21 protein-coding genes are annotated in these 24,328 nt (G+C 68.1%); 16 read left to right on the top strand and 5 right to left on the bottom strand.

What is annotated here, in order from left to right; translation table 11 throughout:
- Nucleotides 1-28: 28 nt before the first annotated feature.
- The 11 genes from RIF93_RS05235 (at nucleotide 29) to RIF93_RS05185 (ending at nucleotide 11,057) form a co-directional block, all read left to right on the top strand.
- Nucleotides 29-1,471: a type II and III secretion system protein family protein gene (locus tag RIF93_RS05235; RefSeq protein WP_309089132.1), complete on the top strand. Its 1,443-nt coding sequence runs from the start codon at nucleotides 29-31 to the stop codon at nucleotides 1,469-1,471.
- An 11-nt stretch (nucleotides 1,472-1,482) separates the two neighbouring features.
- On the top strand, nucleotides 1,483-1,758 hold the full coding sequence (locus RIF93_RS05230; protein WP_309089130.1) for a hypothetical protein: 276 nt from the start codon (nucleotides 1,483-1,485) through the stop codon (nucleotides 1,756-1,758).
- A gap of 4 nt (nucleotides 1,759-1,762) precedes the next feature.
- The gene (locus RIF93_RS05225; protein WP_309089128.1) at nucleotides 1,763-3,145 is read left to right on the top strand and encodes a pilus assembly protein TadG-related protein; all 1,383 of its coding nucleotides are present in this window, start codon (nucleotides 1,763-1,765) and stop codon (nucleotides 3,143-3,145) included.
- Between the two features lie 7 nt (nucleotides 3,146-3,152).
- Entirely contained in the window at nucleotides 3,153-3,647 is a 495-nt protein-coding gene (locus tag RIF93_RS05220) for a TadE/TadG family type IV pilus assembly protein (protein WP_309089126.1), read from the top strand.
- Nucleotide 3,648: 1 nt separating this feature from the next.
- Nucleotides 3,649-4,224, top strand: a complete 576-nt coding sequence (locus RIF93_RS05215) for a pilus assembly protein (RefSeq protein ID WP_309089124.1) — start codon at nucleotides 3,649-3,651, stop codon at nucleotides 4,222-4,224.
- Entirely contained in the window at nucleotides 4,221-5,408 is a 1,188-nt protein-coding gene (locus RIF93_RS05210) for a hypothetical protein (protein WP_309089122.1), read from the top strand. The genes RIF93_RS05215 and RIF93_RS05210 overlap by 4 nt, the downstream gene beginning before the upstream one ends.
- The gene (locus RIF93_RS05205; protein WP_309089120.1) at nucleotides 5,405-6,772 is read left to right on the top strand and encodes a CpaF family protein; all 1,368 of its coding nucleotides are present in this window, start codon (nucleotides 5,405-5,407) and stop codon (nucleotides 6,770-6,772) included. Before RIF93_RS05210 ends, RIF93_RS05205 begins: the two co-directional genes overlap by 4 nt.
- Before the next feature lie 5 nt (nucleotides 6,773-6,777).
- The gene (locus RIF93_RS05200) at nucleotides 6,778-7,719 is read left to right on the top strand and encodes a type II secretion system F family protein (protein WP_309089118.1); all 942 of its coding nucleotides are present in this window, start codon (nucleotides 6,778-6,780) and stop codon (nucleotides 7,717-7,719) included.
- Nucleotides 7,720-7,731: 12 nt separating this feature from the next.
- Complete coding sequence (locus tag RIF93_RS05195; RefSeq protein WP_309089116.1) at nucleotides 7,732-8,661, top strand: type II secretion system F family protein; 930 nt, start codon at nucleotides 7,732-7,734, stop codon at nucleotides 8,659-8,661.
- A gap of 6 nt (nucleotides 8,662-8,667) precedes the next feature.
- Nucleotides 8,668-9,132, top strand: coding sequence for an A24 family peptidase (locus tag RIF93_RS05190; RefSeq protein WP_309089114.1), 465 nt, complete (start codon nucleotides 8,668-8,670; stop codon nucleotides 9,130-9,132).
- 500 nt (nucleotides 9,133-9,632) lie between these two features.
- Nucleotides 9,633-11,057 carry an HWE histidine kinase domain-containing protein gene (locus RIF93_RS05185; RefSeq protein ID WP_309089112.1) on the top strand — a complete coding sequence of 475 codons (1,425 nt, stop codon included), beginning with the start codon at nucleotides 9,633-9,635 and terminating at the stop codon, nucleotides 11,055-11,057.
- A 131-nt stretch (nucleotides 11,058-11,188) separates the two neighbouring features.
- Here RIF93_RS05185 and RIF93_RS05180 read toward each other — a convergent pair whose 3' ends face one another.
- Complete coding sequence (locus RIF93_RS05180; RefSeq protein WP_309089110.1) at nucleotides 11,189-14,014, bottom strand: tandem-95 repeat protein; 2,826 nt, start codon at nucleotides 14,012-14,014, stop codon at nucleotides 11,189-11,191.
- A gap of 425 nt (nucleotides 14,015-14,439) precedes the next feature.
- Between RIF93_RS05180 and RIF93_RS05175 the strand changes: the two genes are divergently transcribed.
- The 3 genes from RIF93_RS05175 (at nucleotide 14,440) to RIF93_RS05165 (ending at nucleotide 17,904) form a co-directional block, all read left to right on the top strand.
- Nucleotides 14,440-16,011 carry an ATP-binding protein gene (locus RIF93_RS05175; RefSeq protein WP_309089108.1) on the top strand — a complete coding sequence of 524 codons (1,572 nt, stop codon included), beginning with the start codon at nucleotides 14,440-14,442 and terminating at the stop codon, nucleotides 16,009-16,011.
- Nucleotides 15,996-16,652, top strand: coding sequence for a response regulator transcription factor (locus RIF93_RS05170; RefSeq protein WP_309089106.1), 657 nt, complete (start codon nucleotides 15,996-15,998; stop codon nucleotides 16,650-16,652). The genes RIF93_RS05175 and RIF93_RS05170 overlap by 16 nt, the downstream gene beginning before the upstream one ends.
- A 283-nt stretch (nucleotides 16,653-16,935) precedes the next feature.
- Complete coding sequence (locus tag RIF93_RS05165; protein WP_309089104.1) at nucleotides 16,936-17,904, top strand: HWE histidine kinase domain-containing protein; 969 nt, start codon at nucleotides 16,936-16,938, stop codon at nucleotides 17,902-17,904.
- A gap of 65 nt (nucleotides 17,905-17,969) precedes the next feature.
- Here the strand turns inward: RIF93_RS05165 and RIF93_RS05160 are convergent, their stop codons facing one another.
- From RIF93_RS05160 to RIF93_RS05150, 3 genes are all read right to left on the bottom strand, one after another.
- Nucleotides 17,970-18,605 (bottom strand): Crp/Fnr family transcriptional regulator, encoded by a 636-nt coding sequence (locus tag RIF93_RS05160; protein ID WP_309089102.1) that lies wholly within the window; start codon nucleotides 18,603-18,605, stop codon nucleotides 17,970-17,972.
- A gap of 316 nt (nucleotides 18,606-18,921) precedes the next feature.
- A complete protein-coding gene (locus RIF93_RS05155; protein WP_309089100.1) occupies nucleotides 18,922-19,425 on the bottom strand; it encodes a PAS and helix-turn-helix domain-containing protein in 504 nt (167 codons plus the stop codon).
- A gap of 288 nt (nucleotides 19,426-19,713) precedes the next feature.
- Entirely contained in the window at nucleotides 19,714-21,117 is a 1,404-nt protein-coding gene (locus RIF93_RS05150; protein ID WP_309089098.1) for an O-antigen ligase family protein, read from the bottom strand.
- Between the two features lie 336 nt (nucleotides 21,118-21,453).
- On the opposite strand from RIF93_RS05150, the gene RIF93_RS05145 reads away from it, so the two are divergent.
- Entirely contained in the window at nucleotides 21,454-22,173 is a 720-nt protein-coding gene (locus tag RIF93_RS05145; protein WP_309089096.1) for a sugar transferase, read from the top strand.
- A 178-nt stretch (nucleotides 22,174-22,351) separates the two neighbouring features.
- Nucleotides 22,352-23,092 carry a class I SAM-dependent methyltransferase gene (locus RIF93_RS05140; protein WP_309089094.1) on the top strand — a complete coding sequence of 247 codons (741 nt, stop codon included), beginning with the start codon at nucleotides 22,352-22,354 and terminating at the stop codon, nucleotides 23,090-23,092.
- Between the two features lie 21 nt (nucleotides 23,093-23,113).
- Here RIF93_RS05140 and RIF93_RS05135 read toward each other — a convergent pair.
- Nucleotides 23,114-24,328 (bottom strand): hypothetical protein (locus RIF93_RS05135; protein ID WP_309089092.1); only part of this gene is annotated, 1,215 nt, incomplete at its 5' end.

The raw sequence follows: 24,328 nt of genomic DNA, 5'->3' as shown, positions 1-24,328 counted from the left end.
GAGCTGGCCTGCCGAGGCCGGAACGCCGATGAAGAACGCGCAACGCCTGACACGTACTCGCACCGCCTGGCGCACCGCCATCCTGGGCTTCACCAGCCTAGCGCTCTGGGCCGCGCCGATCGCTGCCGCCGCGCAGAGCGGGCCGGCTCCCTACCTGGCCCCCGAGGCGTCGGTCCGGGACGTGTCAGCCGATGCGTCGGGTTATGGGGGCCAGCTCGCTGTCGCCCAGGGCGGATCGAGGATTCTCCGCTTCGCCCAACCCATCGGGCGGGTCATGGTGGGGGATCCGAAGGTCGGGGAAGTCATCCCCCTCGGCGACAGGACGCTCTATGTCCTGGGCAAGGCGCCCGGCACGACGAGCCTGACGGTGATGGCGCGGGGCGCCGTGGCGAGGCCGCTCGCCACCCTCGACCTGCGCGTCGGCTACGACGTCGACAATCTGCGCCGCGCCATGCAGGAACTGATGCCGGGCGAGCCGGTGGAGGTCACCACGCGCGGCGATGCGGTGGTGCTGAGCGGCCTCCTGTCCTCGTCGGCGGTTTCCGCCCGGGCCGCCGCCTTGGCTGAGCGCTACGCGCCGGAGAAGGTCGTCAACCTGACAAGCATCCGCGGCGCCGAGCAGGTGATGCTCTCGGTGCGTGTGGCGGAGGTTCAGCGCAACACGCTGAAGCAGCTCGGTCTGTCGAACATCAACGCCTTGTGGGACACCACCCAGTCCCTGGCGCTTGTCCCCGGCTCGACCAACCCCGAGTTGTTCGCGTCGATCTTCGGTCGCACCGTGATCGGCGAGAACTTCAGCATCGACGCCGTCTTCGACGCGCTGGAGCGCAAGGGCTTCGCCTCGACGCTGGCTGAACCGACCCTTGTGGCGCTCTCCGGCGAGACGGCCGTGTTCTTTGCGGGCGGCGAGTTTCCGATCCCTGTGCCTCAGGAGGGCGGCGGCGGCATCACCCGGCTCACCATCGAGTTCAAGCAGTACGGGGTGAGCATAGGCTTCACCCCGACGGTGTTCGGCGACACGATCAACCTGCTGGTGGCCCCCGAGGTCAGCGCGCTGGACCGCGAGAACAGCGTCCAGCTGCAGGGTTTCCGGGTCCCGGGCCTCACCACGCGCCGGGCCAAGACGACCGTCGAGCTGCGCAACGGCCAGAGCTTCGCAATCGCCGGCCTGATCCGCCGCGAGTTCAGCGACAGCCTGCGCGGGCTCCCCGGAGTCAGCAACCTGCCGATCCTCGGGGCCCTGTTCCGCAGCACTGCCTTCCAGAATAACGAGACGGAGGTGGTGATCATCGTCACCGCCAATCTGGCCAAGCCGACCGATCGCCGGAACCTGGTGGTGCCCACAGACCTGCGCCGCGGCCCTAGCGAGACCGAGCTTTTCCTGACCGGCGCCACCGACCGCCCGATCGCGCCCGGCCCGCAGGCCGCCGGCGGAGCGGCGGCCCAGAACGCCGCCCTGGCTTCCAAGTGAGGACCCCCGCCATGCGTCTCGTGCAGCCCATCATCCTGGCCGCCATCATCGCCCTGCCGCTGGCGGCCTGCTCGACGCCTATCGATGCACCGCTTTCGCCCACCTTCGGCCAGGCGGTGGCGTCGATGCAGTCGCAGATCATTCCGGCGGAGGTGTCCGACCTCCCCCCTGAAAGCTCAGGACGCAGGGGCGTCGAGGCAATCCGCCGCTTCGAAAGGGGCGAGGTGCGCAAGGTTGAGACCCAGTCCACCTCCACTCTCACCGTCAACGTCACACCGTCGAAGTGAAGCCATGCGCGGCCTCGGCACCCTGCTGAACCCTCCCGGTCGGCGCCTCTCGGGCCTGAGGCGGGATGAGCGCGGCCACGTCCTGGTCTACGTCACGCTCAGCATGGCGGTGATCCTCGGGATGGCCGGCCTGGCGATCGATGGCTCGCGGGCGATGATCACCCATCACGACGCGCAGGCGGCGGCCGACGCCGCCGCCCTCGCGGCCGCCGCGCAGCTGGACGCCACATCCCAGGCGCTCACCCGGGCGACCGCGGCAGCGCAGGGCGGCGAGCTCGTGACCAACACGCAGCGCTTCGCCGACGGGGCGGCCGACAACCCGAACGTGGTGATCACGGGGATCCGGTTCCTCAGCGGCCTGCCGGCGAACGACGACATAGATCCGATCCCGGCGTCGTTCGAGACCACAGATCCAACGCTCGCTCGCTTCGTGGAGGTGACGACCGCCCAGCTGACCCACAGGAACACGTTCCTGCGGGTTATCGGGGCGCCGGCCACCACTCAGATCCGCGCGCGCGCGGTCGCCGGCTTCAAGCAGATGTACTGCAAGATCCCGCCGCTGATGATCTGCAATCCGGATGAGGTGAACCCCGGAGACCCCTTCAGCGCCTCGGCCCGGGTCGGCGCGGAGATCATCGCGAAGACGCAAGGGGGAACCTCCGCCTGGGCGCCGGGGACCTTCGGCCTGCTGCAGATCACCGAGACCTGTCCCACCAACAGCGCAAGCTGCCTGCGAGACGCGCTGGCGGCCGTGAGGCCCAACGTCTGCGTCGAGAGCAACATCAACGTCAGGCCAGGCCAGGCCGCTGGGCCGGCGAACCAGGGGATGAACACGCGGTTCGACATCTACCGCGGCGGCGTCGCCCAGACGCCGGCGAATGCGCCCGACGTGAACATCACCCAGAAGTTCAAGCAGTGCAGCCAGGACACAGTCGAAGCCGGCGCGCCGTTCCCGCATGACACGGACAATCCGGCGCCGACCCGCGTGGGCAACGGCCTCTGGGACTGCGCCAGCTACTGGGCCGCCAACCACACGCAGCCGAAGCCCAGCTGGTGCACCAGCTCCACCGGCGCGCCCTACACCCGCAACTACGTCTACAATCTGGAGCAGGAGCCAGGCTCGGCCTCGCAGTACGGCGCGCCGCGCTGCGTGACGCCGGGGGTGCCTGACCGGCGGATCGTCTACATGACGGTCATCAACTGCAAGGCCCACGCCGTAAAGTCGAACTCCGAGGACGTCCCGGTTCTGGCGCTTCTCAAGACGTTCCTCCTGCGCCCGGTGGCCGTGGTGGGCAGCGAGGCGGAGATGGATCTCGAGATCCTCGAGATTGTCGAACCCGGCGAAGACAATGACGTCCTGAAGGACGTCGTGCAGCTCTATCGGTGAGGCAGGCATGACCCTCCTCCGGAAGCTGCGGATCCTCAGCCGCGAGAGCCACGGAGCGGCGCTGGTGGAGCTCACGCTGCTCATGCCGCTGCTGGTCACCCTCATGTTCGGCCTCGCGGAATTCGGTCAGGTCCTGCGGCAGCACCATCTGATGGAGAAGGGTGTGCGGGACGCCGCCCGCTTCTTGACGCACATTGACGCCACGCCTTGTCCCGCCGACGCGGCTTGGACCGGCGCCGTGTCGGACGCCCAGAACCTGGCCGTCTTTGGCCGAACGACCGCCCGCGAGCCCCTCCTGGACACCTGGACCGACCCGGCGAGCGTCGTGGTCGAGGTGGAGTGCATCGACAACACCGCCGGCACGTGGCGCGGCGGGGACGTGGTCGCCGTGGTGACCGTCACGGCCTCGGCGCTCTATGCCGACCTCGGCCTGCTTGGCTTCTTCGGCTTCGAGCCGCCCACCCTGAACGTGTCGCACCAGCAACTCGTCGTGGGAGGTTGAGATGGGCAAGCTGCGTCGCCTGCTTCGGGATGACACCGCGGCCACGCTGGTGGAGTCGACGCTGGTCTTCCCGCTTGTGCTGGTCCTGACCTTCGGCCTGCTTGAGTTCGGCAATGCCCTCTGGCGCTGGAACGCCGCGGAGAAGGCCACGGCCATTGCGGCCCGCTACATCGCCACCCGCGGACCGCTCCTGACCGGAGTGCCCGATTGCTTCGTGCCCACGTCCGCCACGGCCGGCACCTCCTGCAGCGAGGTGGCCGGCGCCACCAGCTGGTCCACGAGCTGCGGCGCGGGCGGCGGGGGAGACTGCGAGGGCGACGTCGTGGCCGCGGCCCTGGCGCGCGCGCAGGCGTTCGCGCCCTTCATCGAAGCCAACAACTTCCGCGTGGACGTGCGCGGGTCCGACCTCGGCTTCGTGGGCCGAGGCGATCCTGTCCCGCTGATCACGGTCAGGCTGCAAGGCCTCACCTTCGATTTCGTCGTCTTGGACGCCCTGGCGGGCGTCACATCGATGCCGATGCCCGGCTTCGACGCGACCATCGTCGGCGAGGACCAGGACGAAGGAGAAGGTTCGTGAAGAAGCCGCGCAAGGTGCTTATCGCCACGAAGACGGACGACTTTCGGTTCCCCGATCCCAGCGCCGCCGAACGGGCCGGCATCCAGTTCGAGTACGCTCCGCACCACGCGCTGGGCACGCTGAACGGGAAGGCCCTCGAGCTTTCCGCCCTCGTCCTCGAGATCGACGCCGGCAGTCCGGACGCCTTGCGAGAGTTCGAAGGCCTGGCCGAAGCCCTGCCGGGACGGGCGGTCATCGCCGCCACTCCCAGCGCCGACAGCGGCGACATTCGCAGACTGTTCCGCGCCGGCGCGGCGGACGTCGTGGCGAGCCCGCTGGCCCCCGAAACCCTCCTGAACGCGCTGGTGGACGTTCTGGAGCCTGGCCGCAGCGGCGCCGAGTCCCCGAAGGGGCAGGTGATCTCCGTGATCAAGGCGGCGGGCGGCGCGGGCGCAACGACCGTGGCCCTGAACCTGGCCCGACTGTTCTGCGGCGGGACAGGCGGCAAGCGATCGGCCGAACGCCGGACGACCTGCGTCTTGGATTTGGACCTTCAGTTCGGCGACACCGACGTGGCCCTGAATCTGGAGCCCCGGAGCACGGTCGTCGACGTGATCCAGGCCCAGGAGCGCTTCGACGGGCGGTTTCTCGAGGGGGTGCTGACCCAGCACGAATCCGGGATCCGGCTGCTGGGTCCGGCGCCGTCGCTTGTTCCGCTGGACGCGATCTCGACCCGCTTCGCGCTCTCGCTGTTGGACGCGGCGGCTCGGGCTCACGAGATCACGATGGTCGACCTGCCCGGCAGCTGGACGGACTGGACGGTCCCGGTGCTGGCCCGCTCGGATCTGATCGTGCTCGTCGCGCCGTCCAATGTGGCGGGCGTCGCCGGCGCGCGGCGAGTGCTGGATGGCCTGCAGGAAGGCGGCGTGACGGCGCCGGTCTTCTTCGTGGTGAGCAAGCTCGCCGGGTTCGCCGATGCGCTCGAGAAGCCAGGGCGCATCGGCAAGACCCTCGCGCTGCCGGTGGACGCCGGCCTGGCGTTCGACAGCCAGGCGGTCAGGGCCGCGGATCGGGGGAAGCTCATCGTCGACGCCTTCCCCAACACCCGCCTCAGCAAGGACCTGCGCAGCGCTAGCCAGAAGATCCAGCAGAAGCTGGCGGCGGCGGCTTCGCTCAATCCCACGCCTGCCGGAGCTCACCCATGAGACTCTCTTTCTCCGAAGCCCCGCGCCGCGCCTCCTCCGCTGGCGCTGCAGCGACGCTCGAACCGCGCAGCTTCCGGCCAGTGGCCGCGGTTGCGACGGACCAGGCGTTCTTCGATCTGAAGACCCAGATGCATCGCAGGCTCATCGGCGCGATGAGCCTGAACGGCCTTGATCGCCGGCCGCCGGAGAGCGTTCGCAGCGAGGTGACCTCACTCGTCGCGGAGTTCCTGAAGGAGGACGCCCGACCTCTCAACGAGGAGGAGGCGCGCAGGCTCATCGACGACCTGATGCACGAGCTGCTCGGGCTCGGCCCCCTCGAGCCTCTGCTGCAGGACCCGGACGTTTCGGACATCCTGGTGAACACCTGCAACGAGGTGTACGTCGACCGCTTCGGACGAATCGAGCTGACCGGCGTCCGCTTCTCCGATGAGCAGCATCTGCTGCGGGTCATCGAACGCATCGTCGACAAGGTGGGTCGCCGCATCGACGAGTCCCAGCCGATGGTCGACGCCCGGCTGCCCGACGGATCGCGCGTAAACGCCGTCGTTCCACCGATCGCCGTCGACGGCGCCATTCTCTCCATTCGGCGGTTCGCCCGGGTGCCCTACGACCTTGGCCGGCTGGTGGCCAATGGCACGCTGACGCAGCCGATGGCGGAGCTCCTCGAAGGCCTGGTGCGGGCGCGGCTGAACATCCTCATCGCAGGCGGCACCGGCACAGGGAAGACGACGCTGCTTAACGCCATGTCGGACGCGCTGGGCGCCGAGGAGCGCATCGTCACCATCGAGGATGCCGCGGAGCTGCAGCTGCAACAACGGCACGTCGTTCGGATGGAGACGCGGCCAGCCAACATCGAGGGGCGCGGCGAGATCACCCAGCGCGACCTGGTTCGAAACGCCCTGCGCATGCGGCCAGATCGGATCATCGTCGGCGAGGTTCGGGCTGGCGAGGCCTTCGACATGCTGCAGGCGATGAACACGGGCCACGACGGCTCGATGACGACGGTTCACGCCAATACCCCGCGCGACGCGCTCTCGCGGCTGGAACAGATGATCAGCATGTCCGGGCTCGACGTCTCTGTGCGGGCGATGCGCTCGCAGATCGCCAGCGCCCTGCAGGTGGTGCTGCAGCTCAAGCGTTTCCCGGACGGCTCGCGACGACTGATCAGCGTCCAGGAGCTCGAGGGCATGGAGGGCGATGTGATCACGATGCAGGAGATCGTCCGCTACGAGCAGCTCGGCATCGACGCCAAGGGCTCCAGCCAGGGGCGCTTCGTCTGGTCTGGCATCCGGCCGCGGTTCTTCGAAGCCTTCCGCAACTACGGCGTGCCGATCCCGATGATCCTCGGGCATTCGGAGCACTGACGGCCATGTCGACCCTGCTGAGTTACGTCGTCTACGCTCTGGTCTTCGTGGGCGTGGTCCTGGCCGTCGAAGGCGTCTGGCTGTCCTTGCGCGGGGTGGCGGGCGAGGGGCGCGCGATCCGCCAGCGCCTGGCGCGCCTGCGTCGCCACGCTGTCCCGGGTGAGATCGCAAACCCTGTCGCGGAAGACTGGTTCGAGCGGCGGCTCCCATGGCTGAGCCGCAATCTGCTGCGGGCCCGGGCGAGTTTCGGGCCCCGCACCGTCGTGGTGGCCGGCCTGGCGCTGGTCGTGGCGAAGACGAGCCTGCTGGCTCTGTTCGGTGCGCCCCTTGCCGTGTCCATACTGGCGGGGCTGGCGCTAGGGGTGGGCGGGCCGGCGCTGCTGGTCAGCGGTCTCGCGCGCCGCCGCCATAAGCGCTTCCTCAACCAGATGCCTCAGGCGGTGGACCTGATCGCCCGCAGCTTGCAGGCGGGTCATCCGGTGACGACCGCGATCGCGGTGGTCGGCAAGCAGATGCCCGACCCCATAGGCCCGGAGTTCGCGGTGGTCATCGAGGAGATGACGTACGGCCTCGAGCGCGACCAGGCCATGAACAACCTGGTGGAGCGCTTTCCGTCCACGGAGCTGCGCATGTTCGTGGCCTCGCTGGAGGTCACCCGCGAGTCGGGCGGCAATCTCTCGGAAGTGTTCCTCAAGCTCGCCGACTCGATCCGGGCCAAAGCTCAACTGAGATTGAAGGTGGAAGCTCTCTCCGCCGAGGGCAGGCTCAGCTTCTGGGTGGTGTCGAGCCTTCCGTTCCTCGTCGGCGGAGCGATCGTGCTCCTGCAGCCGGGCTACTACGCCGAGGTCGCGAGCGATCCTCTGTTCTGGCCGATGATGGCGGTCGCGCCTGTCATGCTCACCCTGGGGGCCGGGACGATCTGGCGAATGGTCAATTTCAAGATCTGAAGGAGCCCTGCCGTGGAGTTGATCATCATCCTCGCCGCGGGCGCCACCGCCCTGCTGGTCATGGCCGCCGCCATAGGCATGATCGCGTTCAGCGATCGGGGCTTCAATGCCGGCGTCGCCCGGTTTGGGCGTAACCAGCGCACGGGGGTCGCCCGGCCGGCCCCCGCTGCCGTCGTCACGGATCGTCTGGCCAAGATGGGCGCCCAGCTCGGGAAGGGGGCTATGGAGGGGCGGCGCCGGGAGAGCGTGCGGCTTAAGCTTATCCGCGGGGGCTTCTACGCGGAGCGGGCGGTCGAGATCTTCTACGCCATCCGTGTTCTGTCCGGCCTAGGCCTGGGGGCGGCGGCGGTGCTTGCAGCGGTCGTGTTCCGGTCCACCGGATCTCCGGCCGTCCTTCTCGGCATCATCCTGGCGGTCGCTGTGGGGCTGTTCGGGCCGAACCTGATCCTGGCCAACCGCATCTCGGCGCGGGCCCGGGCCGTCAAGATCGCCTTGCCGGACGCCGTCGATCTGATGGTGGTCTGCGCCGAAGCCGGCGGGACCCTCGCCTCGGCCCTGCAACGGGTGACGCGAGAGTTCGGCCGCATTCACCCGGTCCTGGCCGAGCAATTCCAGATCATGCTGGACGAGATGCAGGCAGGCTCGAGCCGCGCTGAGGCGCTGCAGCGCCTGGGCCACCGGGCCCCCACGGACGAGGTCCGTTCGCTGGTGACCCTGCTGATTCAATCGGAGGCGCTGGGCGCGAGCATCGGTCATGCCCTTAGGGCCTTCGCCGACGAAATGCGCAAGGCCCGCTACATCGAGGCGGAACGCAAGGCCGGGGAGCTGCCGGTGAAGATGGCCTTCCCGCTCGTGCTCGGGATCTTCCCAGCGCTTTTCATCGTGATCTTCGTGCCCCTCGTCATCCGCTTGATGCGGGTCGTCTTCACCCCAGGCGCGTGAACGAGCATGTCCCTGATCGGCTTCCTGTACTTCAACGGCGTGCTGCTGATCGCAGCGGCCTGGGATATCCGGACCTTCCGGATCCCGAACCGCCTGAGCCTTGCGCTCGCCATCGGCGGTGTTCTGGTCCTGCTCACAGGCGACATGGCGGAGGCGGCCAGCCGGCTTGCGTCGTGCGGGATCGTCAGCACGGCGGCTCTGCTCCTTTATCTACGCGGAGCCATGGGAGGCGGCGACGTCAAGTTGCTGGCGGCGGCGTCGATCTGGCTGCCGCTCTCACACCTGTTCGGCTTCGCCATGGTGCTTGGCCTGGCGGGGGGACTTCAGGCGCTCGGCACGCTCGCGGTCATCCGGTTCTCGCCGTCGTCGAAACCCTACCTCGCGCGGGCCGACTTTCATCAGATGCCCTACGGCGTCTCGATCGCCGCGGCGGGGCTGTTCTGGAGCACCCTCGCCACCTTCGCGGTCTGAATGCGGCCTCAGGGCGGGATGTGCGCTTTCGGCGGCGGAGGAAGAAGGCGGGCGGCGGAGCCGATACGCCGCCCGCAAATCCCTCGCCCGGTTGGTCAGGCAGATGGCTGCCTGTCCGGGCGCCCTCGAGGTTTGAACCTGTGCGGCGACGCTCGGGGATGCGCCGCCAAAGCCTAGGTTCGAAGTTTCTCAGTCTTTCTTAGTAGAGCGTCGCAGTAATCTGGAGAGTGCAACACTAGCGGGGACGACAATGGCACGTTCCATTTGTCGTCGCGTTGACCTTCGTCACAGTTTCCAAGCCACATCTCGCCGATGCGACAGCACGCTGAGCGAGCATTGGTGATCTTCTGCGGGCCGCCAAGCAGGCGGCGCACACCGGCAGAGGGTGATGAAGCACGGCGTCCGCTGATGATCGAGACCGGGGCCGCGGGAAGCGGGCCGTGCAACGAATTCGCGCAGCGCAAGATTGTGGCGCCGGAGGGATTCACATGTCGCAGAGGGTGGGCGAGGCGGCGTTCGGCGGGAGGCTTGGCGGTGTGGCGAGCGATCTTGCCTGGTCCCTACTGCTGGCGCGCGCTGACCATGGGCTGGTCGTGGTGGACCGCTCCTGGCGGATCAGGATGTGGACCCTCGACGCCCAGGCCTATTTGATGCGACGTCCGGTCTGCGAAGGTGACTATTTCTGGCGCGACGCAGGATCGCTCTTCGACCGAAAGACACGTCGCCGCTTCCGCCGGTCGATGGAGCAAGGCGGCGCAGCCGAAGCGGAGCTTCAGACGCCCTCGGGCGACTGGCTGCATGTGGAGCTGGTGAGCGTCGACGGCGCGGCCGCGCTCCTGGCGCGGGACGCGACGCGGGAGGAGCGCTCCAAGGCGCTGGCCAGGCGAGAGCAGGAACGGACCCGCGCGCTGAACGAAAGCCTGAGCCTCGCGCACCGCGCCGCCCGCGCAGCGACCTGGGAGTGGAGGGCCGGCGAGTCGCTTCGCTGGACCGACCTGGGTGCGGCGCGCGCCCTTGTCGGCATTTTCCAGCCGTGGACGGGTGGGCCGATCCCTGATGACTGGATCGAGATGGTTGTCCCGGACGATCGCGGCCCCATGGAGGCGGCGATCGCGCGGCTGGTCGCTGAGGGCGAAGGGCAGTTCGCATTCCGGGTGAGGGGCGCAGACGGCGCTCTGCGGTGGCTCGAGGCCAGCGCGCTCGTCGCCGAACGGGATGACGCAGGCCGGCCTGTGCGGCTTGTTGGCGTGACGATCGACATCACCGAGCGGCGCGCAGCCCAGGCGGTCCTGCAGCAGGAGGTGATGGAGCGACGGCGGGCGCAGGAGCGCCAAAAGCTCCTCATCGGCGAACTCAATCATCGGGTGAAGAACACCCTGGCTACGGTGCAGTCCATCGCCCGGCAGAGCCTTCGTGGCGGGGCGGAGATCGGGCGCTGCTACCGGGATTTCGAGGGGCGGCTGCTCGCCCTGTCCTGGGCTCACGACGTGCTCACCGCCGAAGGCTGGTCGGGGGCCAATCTCGGCGAGCTGGTCGAAGGCACGCTCAGGGCCCACCAGGGCCGCATCGCCCAGGAGGGGCCGCCTGTTCGGCTTGCGCCACAGGTCGCCCTTGCGATCTCGCTCGCTCTCCACGAGCTGGCCACCAACGCGCTGAAATACGGAGCTCTGGCGCGCGAAGGAGGCGAGGTGGCGGTCAGGTGGAAGCTGACGCCTTCGCCGGACAGCAAGGACGCGATCCTTGTCCTGGAGTGGCGCGAACGCGGTGGTCCCGAGGTGGCGATCCCCGAGCGCACCGGCTTTGGCCTGCGGCTGCTGCGCCAGGCGCTCTCGGCCGAATTGGGGGCGCCTGTCGACATCCGCTTCGAGCGCGAGGGCCTCGTGTGCGTGCTGAAGACCTCGCGTGGACTCGATCCACCCGCCTGAGCAGCGACGTGCGAACCGCTCGAGGCCGGCACGCGCTGAATGTCGGCGTCGCTGGCACGGAGAACGGCGCGCAGGTCGCCCCGCGCGCCGTCCCATACCGTCAGGCTCGCAGCGGATCCTCCCGCCGCGCGTCAGCCCAGAAGCGCCCAGCCGTCCTGGCCGACATTGAGGACGGACACCGATCCCGTCGACAGCTGGAGGAGCGTGTCGTCGAACGCCCCGTCCTTGTCGGCGTCGATCATGCTTCGGCCCTTGATGGTCGTGCCATCTTCAAGCTTCAGGAGATCGATCCCGAGTTGGAAGTCCCCGATCGTATCGCGGCCATTCGCCTTGCCGAAGTAGAACGTGTCGGCCTCGGATCCGCCAAGCAGAAGGTCGTCGCCGAGGCCGCCGTCGAGCCAGTCGAGACCAGCTCCCCCATCGAGGCTGTCGTTGCCGCGGTCGCCCAGCAGCTCGTCCCAGCCGTCGCCTCCCAAGAGCCGATCTTCGCCATTGCCGCCAATGACGCGGTCGGCGCCGCCTCTGCCGTCCAGCGTGTCGTTGCCGTTCAGCCCCTCGATCGTTTCGTCGCGCTGGCGGCCCGACGCATCAGTCTGACCCTGGATGACATCGCCGCCGTTGCCGCCGACGATGCTCACCCCGTCCTTCACGCCACGGACGGACATGTTGATCGTACCTTGCACCGAGATGGCGCCGTCGCTCACCGTGTAGGTGATCAGGTCCGGGGTGAAGTTGCCGTCCGCAAGCTTGTCGAAGGAGTCGGCAGACGCCGTGTAGGAGAGGTACTTGCGGCCATCGACGTCAACGATGGTGACGGTGCCGTACGTGGCGCTCGCCGCGACGATGTTGACCGCATCCCCGTCCACGTCGGTGACTAGCGCTAGGACGTCGAGGGGGCGGGTCTCGTCCTCGTCGATGGTCACGGGGGCCGCGGGCTTGACCACAGGCGCGTCGTTTACCGCCGCGACGGTGAGCGTGATCGTCTTCGTTTCAGATTGCAGCGATCCGTTCTTCTCCTGCGCCCGGTACTTGAACGACGCTACGCCGTTGAAGTCCTGAGGCCCCTGGAACGTGAAGCTGCCCGTCGCGGCATCGAACGTCAGGCCTGAGATCGCAACCCCTTGAGCGTCGCGCGCCCCATCGACCAGCTGAAACACCAACGCGTCGTTCTCGACGTCGCTGCCGAACACCGTACCCTGGATGAGGGTGTCTTCAGCGCCGCCCGCGGCTCCGTCCTTCGCCACCGGCGCGTCGTTCACCGCGTTGACGGTGAGGCTGACCGTGGCCGGGCTGGATTCCAGGCTGCCGTCCTTGGCCTTGAAGCTGAAGCTGTCCACGCCGTGGAAGTTGGCGTTCGGCGTGTACTGGTAGCTGCCATCCGGGTTCAGGGTCAGCGCGCCGTTGGCAGGCCCGCTGGCCAGGACGTAGGTCAGGGCGTCGCCGTCGACGTCGACTCCGCCGACGGTACCCTTCACCGTGACGTCCTCGTCGGTGCTCGCCGAGCCCGCCGTGGCGGTGGGCGCGTCGTTCACGGCGTTGACGGTGAGGCTGACCGTGGCCGGGCTGGATTCCAGGCTGCCGTCCTTGGCCTTGAAGCTGAAGCTGTCCACGCCGTGGAAGTTGGCGTTCGGCGTGTACTGGTAGCTGCCATCGGGGTTCAGGGTCAGCGCGCCGTTGGCAGGCCCGCTGGCCAGGACGTAGGTCAGGGCGTCGCCGTCGACGTCGACCCCGCCGACGGTACCCTTCACCGTGACGTCCTCGTCGGTGCTCGCCGAGCCCGCCGTGGCGGTGGGCGCGTCGTTCACAGCGTTGACGGTGAGGCTGACCGTGGCCGGGCTGGATTCCAGACTGCCGTCGTTGGCCTTGAAGCTGAAGCTGTCCACGCCGTGGAAGTTGGCGTTCGGCGTGTACTGGTAGCTGCCATCGGGGTTCAGGGTCAGCGCGCCGTTGGCGGGCCCGCTGGCCAGGACGTAGGTCAGGGCGTCGCCGTCGACGTCGGCCCCGGCGACCGTGCCCTTCACCGTGACGTCCTCGTCGGTGCTCGCCGAGCCCGCCGTGGCGGTGGGCGCGTCGTTCACAGCGTTGACGTTCACCGTGAGGGTGTAGGACTGCTCGCTCCACAGCGTACCGTCGCTGACTTTGAAGCCGATCGTGGCGTAAGGCTGTCCACCGGCGTTCGCGTCGGGCGCGAACCTCAGCTTGCCAGCGGCGATGTCGGCGCCCGCGATGACTTGGTTCTGGGCCACGGCAGTCCAGTTCGCCGGCTGGCCGGCGGCCGCCGCGTTGTATTCCAGGGTTCCCGCCGTCTCGAGGCTGGTGATCTGCACCGCAGCGGGGCTCGTCGTATTGTTGTCTGCGTAGGCGCCGAAGTCCGAGAGGCTGAGCACCGCCGTGGAGTCTTCCGCCGTCGTCAGGACGTCGTTGGACGCCGTCGGCGCGGTGTTCGTCTGCCCCACGACTGTTGAGCTCTCGATGGCGCTTCGGCTCTGGCTGCTGCCGCCGCCGTCGTCGAGCGCCGTGACCACGAACACGCGGCTACCGGTCAGCGCGCCCGACTCACTGGCGTACTTCGCCAGGTTCAGCGCCGTCTGGAAGCTCGCCGTGGAGGCTTCCGCAGAGCCGCCGCCCATAGCCCGGAAATCGAGGACAGGGCGTCCGGCGGCGTCCAGCGAGCTCCGCACCTCGATCGCGGGAACGCCGGGGACCGCGGCCCAGACCGCCGATTGCAGGGTCATGCCGTGCATCAGCAGCTGATCGGAGGCGGTCCAGGTCGAGCCAGCGTCGAGCGCGACCCGGATGGAGACGATCTCGTTGGCGGTATCCGAGTTGCCCTGGCCGGCGTCGGCGGTGTCGGTGATCACAGCCGACCGCGTGAGGAACACAGGGGAGCCCGCGAAGGCCTCCGTCTTCGACGTGCCCGCAGCCGAGCCGTTCAGATCGAGTGAGATATCGGACATGGTTCTCCTTCGGCCCGAGCGGGCGCGTTTCTTCGGCCGCCGGCCTGGCGCCGGTCGGGAATTTCAGGTTGTCGTTCAGGGGTTTAGCCTCGGCCGGGAGCCGTGTCCGGGCCGAGCGGCCTGGGTCATCCAGACCGCCGTTCGACGTGCGACATTTCGCCCATCCGAACCGAAGATTCCATTCAACTGAGGATATAGGCCTTCCGATATTGCTCAGCCGGAAGTCTACGTGAAGTAGTGCTTGGGGTATCCCTACTCATCCTCAGGTGGTTGCAAGAGGTGACGCCGCGCGGCCTAGGTGAACTTTTTGATAGCCCAGCTGTTTGTGTGCGGGTGGCCAGCTGGCTGGGGAGTCTGCGATGGCTGGATATCAGGAGGGCGCTAGTCTTCGCAGGGCGAGCGTCTTCGACATCCCCGCTGAAGTCTTGATCGCGGCGGGTCGCCTGGCTCTCGCCACTACGTCGCTAGCGGCGATTTACCTCGACGGAACGCAGCCCGAGCACTTCGCGGGCGCTGTTCGTGTCGGGGTCTGGTCCTACGTCGCCGTAGCCTTCGCCTGGTGTCTGCTGACGGCGAGGGGGCTCATGACGCCGCGCCTTCAGTTCCTCAGCCACGCAGCGGACATGTCCGCCGTGACCGGCCTGATGTACCTGACCGACGGGGCGACCAGCCCGTTCTTCGTCTTCTTCACCTTCATTCTCATCACCGCGACCCTGAGGTGGGACTGGCGCGGCGCCGTGGCCACCGCCGCGGTGCTCGTGCTCCTGTTCCTCGGCGTGTTGGGAGCGCTCAGCCACGTGATGCTGGGCGAGGTTCACGAGCTCAATCGGACCATCGTGCGGGCGGGATACCTCATGGTCGCCGGCGGGATGCTCGGCTACTTCGGGGCGCATCGGGAGCGTAGCCGGACGAGGCTCGCTCAGCTCGTCAGCTGGCCAGGACCAGAGTCGGAACCCGCCTCCGGCGCGCCGAGCGCGTCCTCGATGAGCCACGTCGCCGCAATCATGGGGGCGCGACAGGTCGTGCTCCTCTGGCGGGAGGATGAGGAGCCGGGCGTCCAGGTCGCCCATTGGGATGGACGCGACCTCTCCTACGGGGTGGACCAAACCCCGCCGCGCGAGGCGGACCCCGCCTCCCGGGCGCCTTGCGGGCGCATAGCCGCGGAGGAGCTCAGCGCAGAGTTCGTCCGGCGATACCCCTTCAAGGAATGCCTCACGGCGCCGTTCCAGCTCTCCCTCTGCAGCGGCCACGTCTTCCTCTTGGACCCGATCGGCACGGGAGACGACGAGATGCTCCTGACAGATCTCATCGCCGTGCGGCTGGGCGTGGACATCGAACATCAGATCGTCCGCAGCCGGCTCGCGATGGCTACTCGTATAGGCGAGCGGGCGAAGCTGGCCCGCGACCTGCATGATGGCCTTCTGCAGACCCTCACCGCGTCGACGTTGCATCTGAAGCTGGCCGCGAGCGACGCGTCCGCCGAGACGGCCGCGCGGCTCGGAATGGTTCGCGCCGGCCTCGCCGAAGAGCAACGGCAGATCCGCCATTTCGTCGAAGAGAACCGGCCGCGGTTGACGCCTTCGGAGGTCCGGCTGAGCGTGGAACTTCGACCGCGGCTGGACCAGCTGGCCCGGGAGTGGGGCTGCGGCATCGCCTACGAAGAGGAACCGGCTGATCTGGTGTTGGGCGCGGGCCTGTGCCGGCACATCCGCCACCTGGTGACCGAAGCCATCGCGAACGCTGCGCGGCATGGCGGCGCCTCGCATGTCAGCGTGCGCGTGGCGGGTGAGGAGGGGCGTCTTGAGCTCACGATCGCAGACAACGGCAGGGGTTTTCCAGATCTCACGGGCGAATTCGGCGCCGCCTCGCTGCTCGCGCAGGACGCGGGTCCCCGCTCGCTCTTGTCGCGCGTGGCGGAACTCGGCGGCGAGCTCACCCTGAAGACCGGAGGCGGGGGCGCGACAGTGCGGATCCAACTTCCATGGCCGAACCAATGAAGCGCTGTTCCATCATCGTCGCCGACGACCATCCCGTGGTGCTCAATGGCGTCAGAAGCCTCGTTGCGAGCGCTTCGGATTTCGAGGTCGTGGCGGCTCATAGCGACGGCGCCGCCGCACTGGAAGCGATACGAGCCCTTTCTCCCGATCTCGCGTTGCTCGACGTCTCGATGCCGAAGAAGACCGGAACTGAAGTCCTGTCGGCGGTGGCCGAGGAGGGGCTCGCCACACGCATCGTGCTGCTCACCGCCAGCGCCACGGACGAGCAGATCCGGGCGGCCGTGGCCTTGGGCGTTTGGGGCCTGCTGATGAAGGATGCGGCCGCCGACATGCTGCTGGATTGCCTGCGCGTCGTGGCGAGTGGACGCCGCTGGCTTTTCGGGGCCGAGGTCCTGGCCGCGCTTGAGCGCGAAGCAGCTCGTGCCCAGTCTGCCGGACGGCTGTCCGTCCTCACCCCTCGTGAGCGCCAGCTCGTGGAACTCGTGGCGGAAGGCTTGCCCAACAAGCTGATCGCCAGGGAGCTCGGGTTGACCGAGGGGACGGTGAAGATTCACTTGCACAACGTCTATCAGAAGTTGGGGGTCAATAACCGCACGACTCTGGCGGCGCTTGCGTTCCGCCATGGGGATAGCCGCAAATGAACCCGGCGCTGATCGCCCCGGTGCGACAGAGAGGTGCTCGAAGCACGTGGAGGACCTCGCGCGCGACCCCTCCGGGCGGTCGATACCAGGGCGCTGACATGTGGCGAAAACCACTCGCCATCGCGAGCGGTGAAGGCGCCGGTGCATCGCGGATTCAACATATGACCAGCCCCCGCCTTGGTTGGGTGTGACGTAGGCGCCGGCGCGTGGGATTGATGATCGTGAACCTGCCAATCCCATCATCTTGCCGCGATGGACTGCGGCGACCGCCGGAGTTCGACCCGTGAGACGGGTCTTCGCCCAGTGGGCGCTACATCCTCTGACGGGGCCCCCCGCCGTCGGTTTCGGGTTCCTCGTGGCGCTTGCCGCCACCTTGGTCCGCGTCGCTCTTGATCCACTACTGGATGGCCAGTCGATCTTCCTGCTCTACTTCCCAGCGCTCCTCCTGAGCGCGACCTGGGCGGGCCTGACCGGCGGCGTCGTGACCGCATCGATCGGCGGCCTCCTCGCCGTCTTCCTCTTCTCCCGCCTGGGCATGAGCGGTCCTGGCCTTCTCAGCAATCTTATCTCGCTGGCCTTCTTCTGGTTGGTGTCGGCGCTGCTGGTGTGGGGCGCGATCAACCTGAAGACGGCGCTGCGGCAGGTGCTCGATCACGAACGGGAGCTCGTGCTGCAGCACGAGCGACAGTCAATCCTGGCGGGAGAGATGCGCCACCGCGTCAAGAACCTGCTTGCTGTGGTGCAGGCGATGGTTTGGGAGTCCTCCCGCGGGGCGAGTGACGCGAGAGAGCTCTCACGTGCGCTGCAATCGCGTCTGTCCGCCCTTTCTGCCTCTCAGGACGTGGCGCTGAACCCCTCGGGAAGAGCCACGCTGGACCGGGCTGTGACCTTGGGCTTGGAGGCCTTCGCCTCCCCGCGCATCTGCCGGCGTCTCGTCGACGCGGAGCTGGAAGCGCTTACCGCACGCGCCGTTGTGCTGGCGCTGTACGAGCTGGCGACCAACGCCAGCAAGTACGGCGCCCTCTCCACGCCGGAAGGCCATGTCAGCCTGGCGGCTGAGGTGGAAGGCGAACACGTCCGGCTCGAGTGGAAGGAGCAGGGCGGGCCCGCGGTCTTTGCGCCGGCGCGTCCGGGTTTCGGCACCCGCCTCATCCGCTCGGTTCCGGCTCACGGCGACGAGCACGTCAGGCTGGAATACGAGCCGGACGGCGTCCGCTGCATATTCGTCCTGCGCGCCCTGCCGTCGGAGTAGCGGCGCCGGGCTTCGGCGCGCGGAGCGTCGGCAAGGGCGGGTGCTTGTCGGGACGGGGAATGTTGTCAGCTGGCTATGGCGAGCGCAGGTTCGCTGGCGGCCTCCGTCGTGGCGGCGGGTCGTCCGTCGCGGCCTCGCGGGGCCCAGCGGTAGCGCCTGGGGCCGAGCTTCGACAGCTCGCCGCTCGCCTCCAGCTGCGCGAGGGTTCGGCTGACCGTCTCGGGGGCAAGTCCCAGGAAGTCGGCCAGGTCCTTACGCCCCATCAGCAGTTCCAGCTCGTTCGCGGCCTGTCCGCGCGAGTGCTGCGCCAGTCGTTCCAGCAGCCAGACGACGCGATCGGTGGCGCTCCAGTTCACGAGCCGGGTCATCTGTCGGGCGAGTTCGCTCAACATCCGCTGACTGGCGCACACGACGGCGGCGCAAGCCGCTTGATCTTCCGCGAGGAGACGGAAGGTTGCGTCCATCGGGGAACTGGCGATGGCGCAGGTGCTGACCGCCTCTGCGGTCGCCCAGTGGGTGGTGAGCCCGCCGTACAGCAGTTCGCCGGCGAAGAGAAACCCGACGATGTGGCGGTCGCCTTGCGCGTCCTCGATGACAAGGCGCACACATCCCGACCGGATGAAGAATAGGGCTTCAGCCGGCTCTCCTTGTCCGAAGATGCGCTGCCCCTTCTGGAAGACCACCGAGCGGCGCTCGCCCATCAACAGTTCAATCGGGTCGCTACCAACAGACATGGTCCACCGAAATCCGGACCGCCTCTCGACGGTGACGCCGGCGATCGGCCGGCTGGAAGTTGCTTGATGTCAAAGGGCAAGCCGTGCTGCCCCAGCCGTCGCGTCGAGTTTCGACGTGACGCTGTTTCGACGTGCGACATTCTGCCCTGTCGCGACGAAATTGCTATCTAACTGAGGGTATACGGACGAATTCCGCATCCAGGGCGGCGCCGTGGGGAAGGCGGCGTCACGCTGTTCTCCCACGATCGCGTTGACGCGCGTCTTGGCGCCTCCGGGACCTTTTTCAGCGCACCAGGCGCAGCACTTGTCGCAGGACGCCGACCATCCCGCGGACGTGCATCTTGATGTAGAGCGCCCGCAGGTGGGCGCGGACCGTGTTGGTGGAAACCGCGAGCTGACGGGCGATGTCCTTGGGACTCGAGCCGGCAGTGAGAAGCCGCAGCACCTCCACCTCCGCCGCCGTGAGTTCGAACGCCTTCACGAGCCCGGCCATCTCGAGTCTCGACGCGGGTTCACCGCAGAACGAGACGAACACCAGCTGGTCGCCGCTTCGGCGCCACGCCCGCAGGTCCACGGGGCGCCACTGACCGTCGTTGCCGCGCACGATCGCGCGCGCGTCGCCCTTCCGCTGGGCCTCGGCGACGGCGTTCGTGAAGGCGGACTGCGCCTCGCCGTCGGCGAAGACCAGCTGCCGGCGGCGCAAGGCCACTGCTGTCTCGGCGTCCAGCAGTTCAGAGGCGGCGCGATTGGCCATCACCAGTCGGCCGGACGCGTCGATCACAAGCACGGGTTTTGGATCGCTCGAGAACCAGCCATCGAGCTCCAGGTCCGGGAGGGTCGGTTCCGGGCCCGGCCGGGGACTGGCCGGCGATCGTGCCCCGTTCGACCGCGAGTAGGTGTGATGCGCGCCGTCTGATCTCATCGGTCGTCCTCGCCGCAATGCGATGGCCGTGTGCGCACGCCACTATCGAGGCAGACCGGAATTCGTTGCGCGGTCAGCTAGTACATTTTTCCCGATCCGGGGGCGTACCGGGCGCGCGGCGCACCGCCGAGGCTTGCTGAGGTCGCAAGACCATCAGGCAGAGTTCGCCGGCAAGGGCCGGCCGCCCGCAGGCAGATTTATCCGCTGAACGGCGTATTCGTCCTCTTCGGTGATCTCGATTTCCTCCTCGGCGGCCTGACGCCTCGGCGGGAGGCTCAGCCCCAATCCGACATAGAGCAGAACGGCCGCAGCGGAGATCAGCATGTTGTACGAGGGCAGTTGCGACAGGCTTGCGGCGACGATGGCGAGCCCCGCCAAACCAGCTGAGGATCGCCGCGCCCCCGGAGCCGCGCGGATGGCCTGCCAGGCGAGCGCCGCGAGGAAGAGGGCGGCCATCGGGAGCCCATAGCTGGTGCCCAACTGAATCAGCGCGCTGTCCACCGTCCCGTGCTTCGGGTCCAGCCGCCCGCTGCCTGTGCTGAGCCGCGTGGCGTTGTCGGTGCTGCCCAGCCCCTTGCCCAGGATCGGCTCTTCGAAGCGGATCGTTTGATAGAGGATCATCCGCTCGCGGAGGCTGACGTCGGAGCGCCCGGCTGAGAAGCTCTCGACCCGGCTGATCACCGCGCGGTGAATCGGCTCGTAGGCCAGGAGAGGCAGTCCCAGGGCGAGCGTCAGGGCCAACGCCGCGACCATGCGCATCAGCCGGCCCAGCCTGACGGCCGCGAAGAACCCGATGACGGTAACGGCGACGGCCAGTGCGATCCACTCCGAACGTACGAGCGAAAGGAGCAGGGCGACGACCATCGTCGGCGTGAGGAGCCATTGCCACGGGCGCGCGTCGAGCGTGGCGGCGACGATGCCGGCGACCATGACGGCGGCGAACGGCACCGGAGAATTGAGCGGGCCGAAAACGCGGATCCTGAAGGGTAGGGGCTCGCCGAGCACTGGCATGCCCGAATTCAGCATCCAGCGGCGATCCCAGATGGCGGGTTCGACGAACTGGAAGATCGCATAGAGGCTGGCTCCGAAGGCGAGGATTGAGAGTCCCCGCAGGATGACGGTCTCGAGGTCTGGCTCAGTCTCGCGAGCGCCCAGCACATAGAGCCCGAACACGATGGGGCCGGCCCAGGCAAGCAGGCCATAGACGGCGGGGGCGACCCCGTTGTCGAGCAAACCCACGGCGAAGCTCCACGCCAGCGGCAGCGCCATGACGGCGAAGACCGGGGCGGACGCCAGCCCGCGGCGCCAGATGGGATAGGCGAGCGCGGCCAGACCGGTCAGCAGGACAGGGGCCGCCAGCACCGGGCTGAGCGGATGATAGGAGGTCTCCCAGTCGACGATCCGACGGACGCACGGAGCCCACACCCAGACGCCGAGGGTGAAGACCACGAACGAGGCGGGCCGCACCAGTAGCGCCATGCCAACGGCCAGGCAGAGTGGCAGGAACAGGTAGTGCAGCCACTCTGCCCGGCCGAGGGCCGTCAGGCCGACGACCATCAGCCCGATCGCCGTGAGGCCGGCCCAGCCCAGCTTCGCGCTTGGGTGTGCACGCTCCGTTCGCGTCCCCACGGCGGACCTCCGTCCTCACGCCCCGCTCCGAGAGGCGAGTTCCGCAGCTAAGCGCCGCCAGGCACTGCTGCTGCATCAAACGACTAACCGGAAGAGCCGCTCGCCGCGGCTGGGCATCGACATCCCATTTCGCCAAATGATCGGGGGCGGACCGCGGCGATCGATATCTATGCCCGTCGAGGCGCACGGCGCGCTGATCGAACGATCGTTTCGCGAAGGGACGTCCTCGTCCTTTCGCGGGGGACGGAATGACGGGGATCGTCCATGGACTTGGCTTCGCTTCCGAGACCGGCTGAACTGCATCTGGAGCCCGCCGGCGCGTCCTGGGCTCCAGAGGCGCGGGCGCCTCGCCGGGCCCTACGCGAGGCCGCTCCCTCCCTCGAAGCCAGGGTCGCGCACAGCAAGGCCAAGCGCGCGCTGGACATCATCGTAAGCGCCGCCGCGCTCTTCTTCCTTTCGCCTTTGCTGCTGACGATCGCCCTCGCCATCTGGGTCGAGACGCCGGGCCCCATCCTCTTCAAACAGCATCGCACGGGCTACCGGGGGCAGGTGTTCTCGATCTTCAAGTTCCGTAGCATGACGGTTCAGGAAGACGGCGACGGGGTCGCCCAGGCTAGGCCGGGCGACCTGCGGATCACCCGCGTCGGCGCCGTCCTTCGCAAGCTGAGCTTTGACGAGCTGCCGCAACTCATCAACGTCCTGAGGGGCGAGATGTCTCTGGTCGGACCGCGCCCGCACGCTGTGGCTCACGACCGTCAATTCCGCGAATGGGTGCCGAACTATTCCCGGCGGTTCGCCGCCCGTCCTGGCATCACGGGCCTCGCCCAAGTTCACGGCCTTCGCGGCGAGATCGTGCGGGAATCGTCCATCATCCTGCGAGCCGCGGCCGACATCCGCTACATCGAGACCTGGTCGCTCGCGGCCGACATCCGAATCCTCTTCAGGACGGCGGCCGTCGTACTTCGCGATCCGACTGCGTTCTAAGCCGGCCGTCTCGGATGCGGAGCGCCTGCGGACGAACGCGATGGCGGATCATCAAACGGCAAGTCATGCGCGATCCGGGCGGAGCTTAGTCTTCGCCATCGCTTCGCGCAGTCCCGCGGCCTTGGGCGCTGTCCGAGGGCGAACGCAGGAAGCGCGGCGTCCGACAGGAAACTTGATCATGGCGACCACAATGCAGGAGGCCTGGAATGCGCGGGCCAGGGCCGACGCCGTTTTCTACGTGGAGTCGCAGCACGCCGCCGATCGCGACGGGTTCTTCGCGCGCGGGGAGGAGCGGGCCGTCCTGTTCCTTGATCCGGTGTTGTCACGGATGTTCGGGGACGTCTCGACGCTCCACGCTCTGGAGATCGGATGTGGTCTTGGGCGGTTTTCCCGGGCGCTCGCGCGGCGCTTCGGCGGCGTCACCGCGGTCGACGTCTCGGACGAGATGATCGCCAGGGCGCGCGCGGCCAACGGCGCCTTCCCGCTCATCCGTTTCCGGGCGACGGACGGCGAGACGGTTCCGCTTCCGACACAGTCGGTGGACTTCGCCTTCTCCTACGAGGTGTTCCAGCACATGCCGTCGCACAGGGTGATCGAAGCCAATCTGCGCGAGGTGGGACGTGTCCTGCGGCACGGCGGCGCCGCGCTGATCCACGTGCGGACAGGCGGGCCCTGGCTCAGGGCCCTCTATGTTCTTGCGAACCTCATCCCGTCGTCCGCGCATGCCGTTCTGAAGCGGCTGCGTGGGAAGCGGGCCCTGACGAGCGATCCGACCTGGCGCGGCGCGCCCCCGCTGTCGCGTGGGCAGATCGAGCGGATGTGCGGCGCTGCCGGGCTGCGGATCGTCGAGCTGCTGCCCGATCCAACGCACGCTCCGGGCACGCGGGCGTTCGTCGTGCTGACCCCGGCCGAGGCGTGATCTCGCCGCCGGAGCCCGCCGTCAGGTCACCTTGAGGATGACCGGGTGATCTGCGAGCGGGACCTCGACGCGTCGTATGCGCCGGAAGGTCTCGAGCGGCTTGGCGCCCAGCAGAGGATCATAGAGCTCGACGAACGGCGAGACAGCTTCGAAGTCGACCTGGACGACGGACCGGGTCGTCGCCAGCGGCCGGTGGCGGACCTCGTCCCAGAGATCGGGTTCCGCCCAGATCGCGAGGTCGTAGCTCCCGTCGTCCTGGAGCAGCACGAGGCTCGCCCCGTTCGCGGGCAAGCCCCGGACGGCATGTCGCGTCAGGCGCGTTGGGGGGCGGCCCTCGTCCGTCCCGCCGCGGGGCTGTAGGATGCTGGTCAGGTTGTGCAGCGCGTGCGCGGCGGGTTTGGGCGTCCAGTCGTAGCGGTAGAGGCCGTAGTGGCTTTCGGGGTCCTGGGCGCCGTTCGCATGGGATTCCACGAGCTCGTAGATGCTGATCGCCGAGGCGCCGTGCGCCGCGGCCGCGAACAGCGAGTTCAAGATCTGCCGGGCCTGGACCGCTTCGGTGACCCCGATGTCCGATCCGACGGCCGTGGTGGAGCCGCTTTCGGTGAGCACGACCGGGCGCCCGGGCGCGGTCCAGCGCGCGGCCGCCATGTAGGCCTTCAGGGTGTAGCGGGCGTCGATCAGGCTGTGCCCCCAGGATTGCTGCCCCGCGCGATAGTATGGATGGACGTTGGCGTAGTCGGCGTGTGCGGAGAGGTCTCCGAGTTCGGCGGCCTTGCTGCGGCTTATGCCGGAGAGGGTCAGGTTGTAGACGGGGACCCGGGCCAGGAGAGGCTCTCTCTTGGCCATGGCGTACAGGACCCTCTGGACCTCGGCGGCCGCCTGGAGCCCTCCGCGTCCCTCGAACTGCACCGGCCACTTGTCGACCTCATTGGGCCCTTCCAGCGCAGCCACCACCCCCGGGTACGCCTTCGCCAGGGCGCGCGCCCAGGCAACGTAGTTGTCGATCCCCACCTTCGGGTTGAGCAGGAGGTCGAAGCGGACGCCGCGGGCGGCCAGCCGCTCGAACACGGGCTGGGTGCTTGCGTTGATGTGATCCCGCAGGGTCCGGACCCCAAGGTACGCCATGGCCTCGGCCACCCTCGAGGTTTCGGAATAGGGATAATGACCAGGCCAGCTCACATGGCCGTTGACGCCGAGGCCGTCGATGAAGTCGGACGCGCGAATGGCCCGCTCGCC

This window comes from Phenylobacterium sp. (assembly GCF_031181185.1).
GTDB lineage: Bacteria > Pseudomonadota > Alphaproteobacteria > Caulobacterales > Caulobacteraceae > Phenylobacterium.
Note: the sequence above shows the minus strand (reverse complement) of the source record. Positions and strands in the feature narration are given on the sequence as shown.

Bases quoted from the DNA above. Each gene is read 5' to 3' on its own strand.
- RIF93_RS05235 (WP_309089132.1), top strand. From the start codon at position 29: ATGAAGAACGCGCAACGCCTGACACGTACTCGCACCGCCTGGCGCACC.
- RIF93_RS05230 (WP_309089130.1), top strand. From the start codon at position 1,483: ATGCGTCTCGTGCAGCCCATCATCCTGGCCGCCATCATCGCCCTGCCG.
- RIF93_RS05225 (WP_309089128.1), top strand. From the start codon at position 1,763: ATGCGCGGCCTCGGCACCCTGCTGAACCCTCCCGGTCGGCGCCTCTCG.
- RIF93_RS05220 (WP_309089126.1), top strand. From the start codon at position 3,153: ATGACCCTCCTCCGGAAGCTGCGGATCCTCAGCCGCGAGAGCCACGGA.
- RIF93_RS05215 (WP_309089124.1), top strand. From the start codon at position 3,649: ATGGGCAAGCTGCGTCGCCTGCTTCGGGATGACACCGCGGCCACGCTG.
- RIF93_RS05205 (WP_309089120.1), top strand. From the start codon at position 5,405: ATGAGACTCTCTTTCTCCGAAGCCCCGCGCCGCGCCTCCTCCGCTGGC.
- RIF93_RS05200 (WP_309089118.1), top strand. From the start codon at position 6,778: ATGTCGACCCTGCTGAGTTACGTCGTCTACGCTCTGGTCTTCGTGGGC.
- RIF93_RS05190 (WP_309089114.1), top strand. From the start codon at position 8,668: ATGTCCCTGATCGGCTTCCTGTACTTCAACGGCGTGCTGCTGATCGCA.
- RIF93_RS05180 (WP_309089110.1), bottom strand. From the start codon at position 14,014: ATGTCCGATATCTCACTCGATCTGAACGGCTCGGCTGCGGGCACGTCG.
- RIF93_RS05170 (WP_309089106.1), top strand. From the start codon at position 15,996: ATGGCCGAACCAATGAAGCGCTGTTCCATCATCGTCGCCGACGACCAT.
- RIF93_RS05160 (WP_309089102.1), bottom strand. From the start codon at position 18,605: ATGGGCGAGCGCCGCTCGGTGGTCTTCCAGAAGGGGCAGCGCATCTTC.
- RIF93_RS05150 (WP_309089098.1), bottom strand. From the start codon at position 21,117: ATGGTCGTCGGCCTGACGGCCCTCGGCCGGGCAGAGTGGCTGCACTAC.
- RIF93_RS05145 (WP_309089096.1), top strand. From the start codon at position 21,454: ATGGACTTGGCTTCGCTTCCGAGACCGGCTGAACTGCATCTGGAGCCC.
- RIF93_RS05140 (WP_309089094.1), top strand. From the start codon at position 22,352: ATGGCGACCACAATGCAGGAGGCCTGGAATGCGCGGGCCAGGGCCGAC.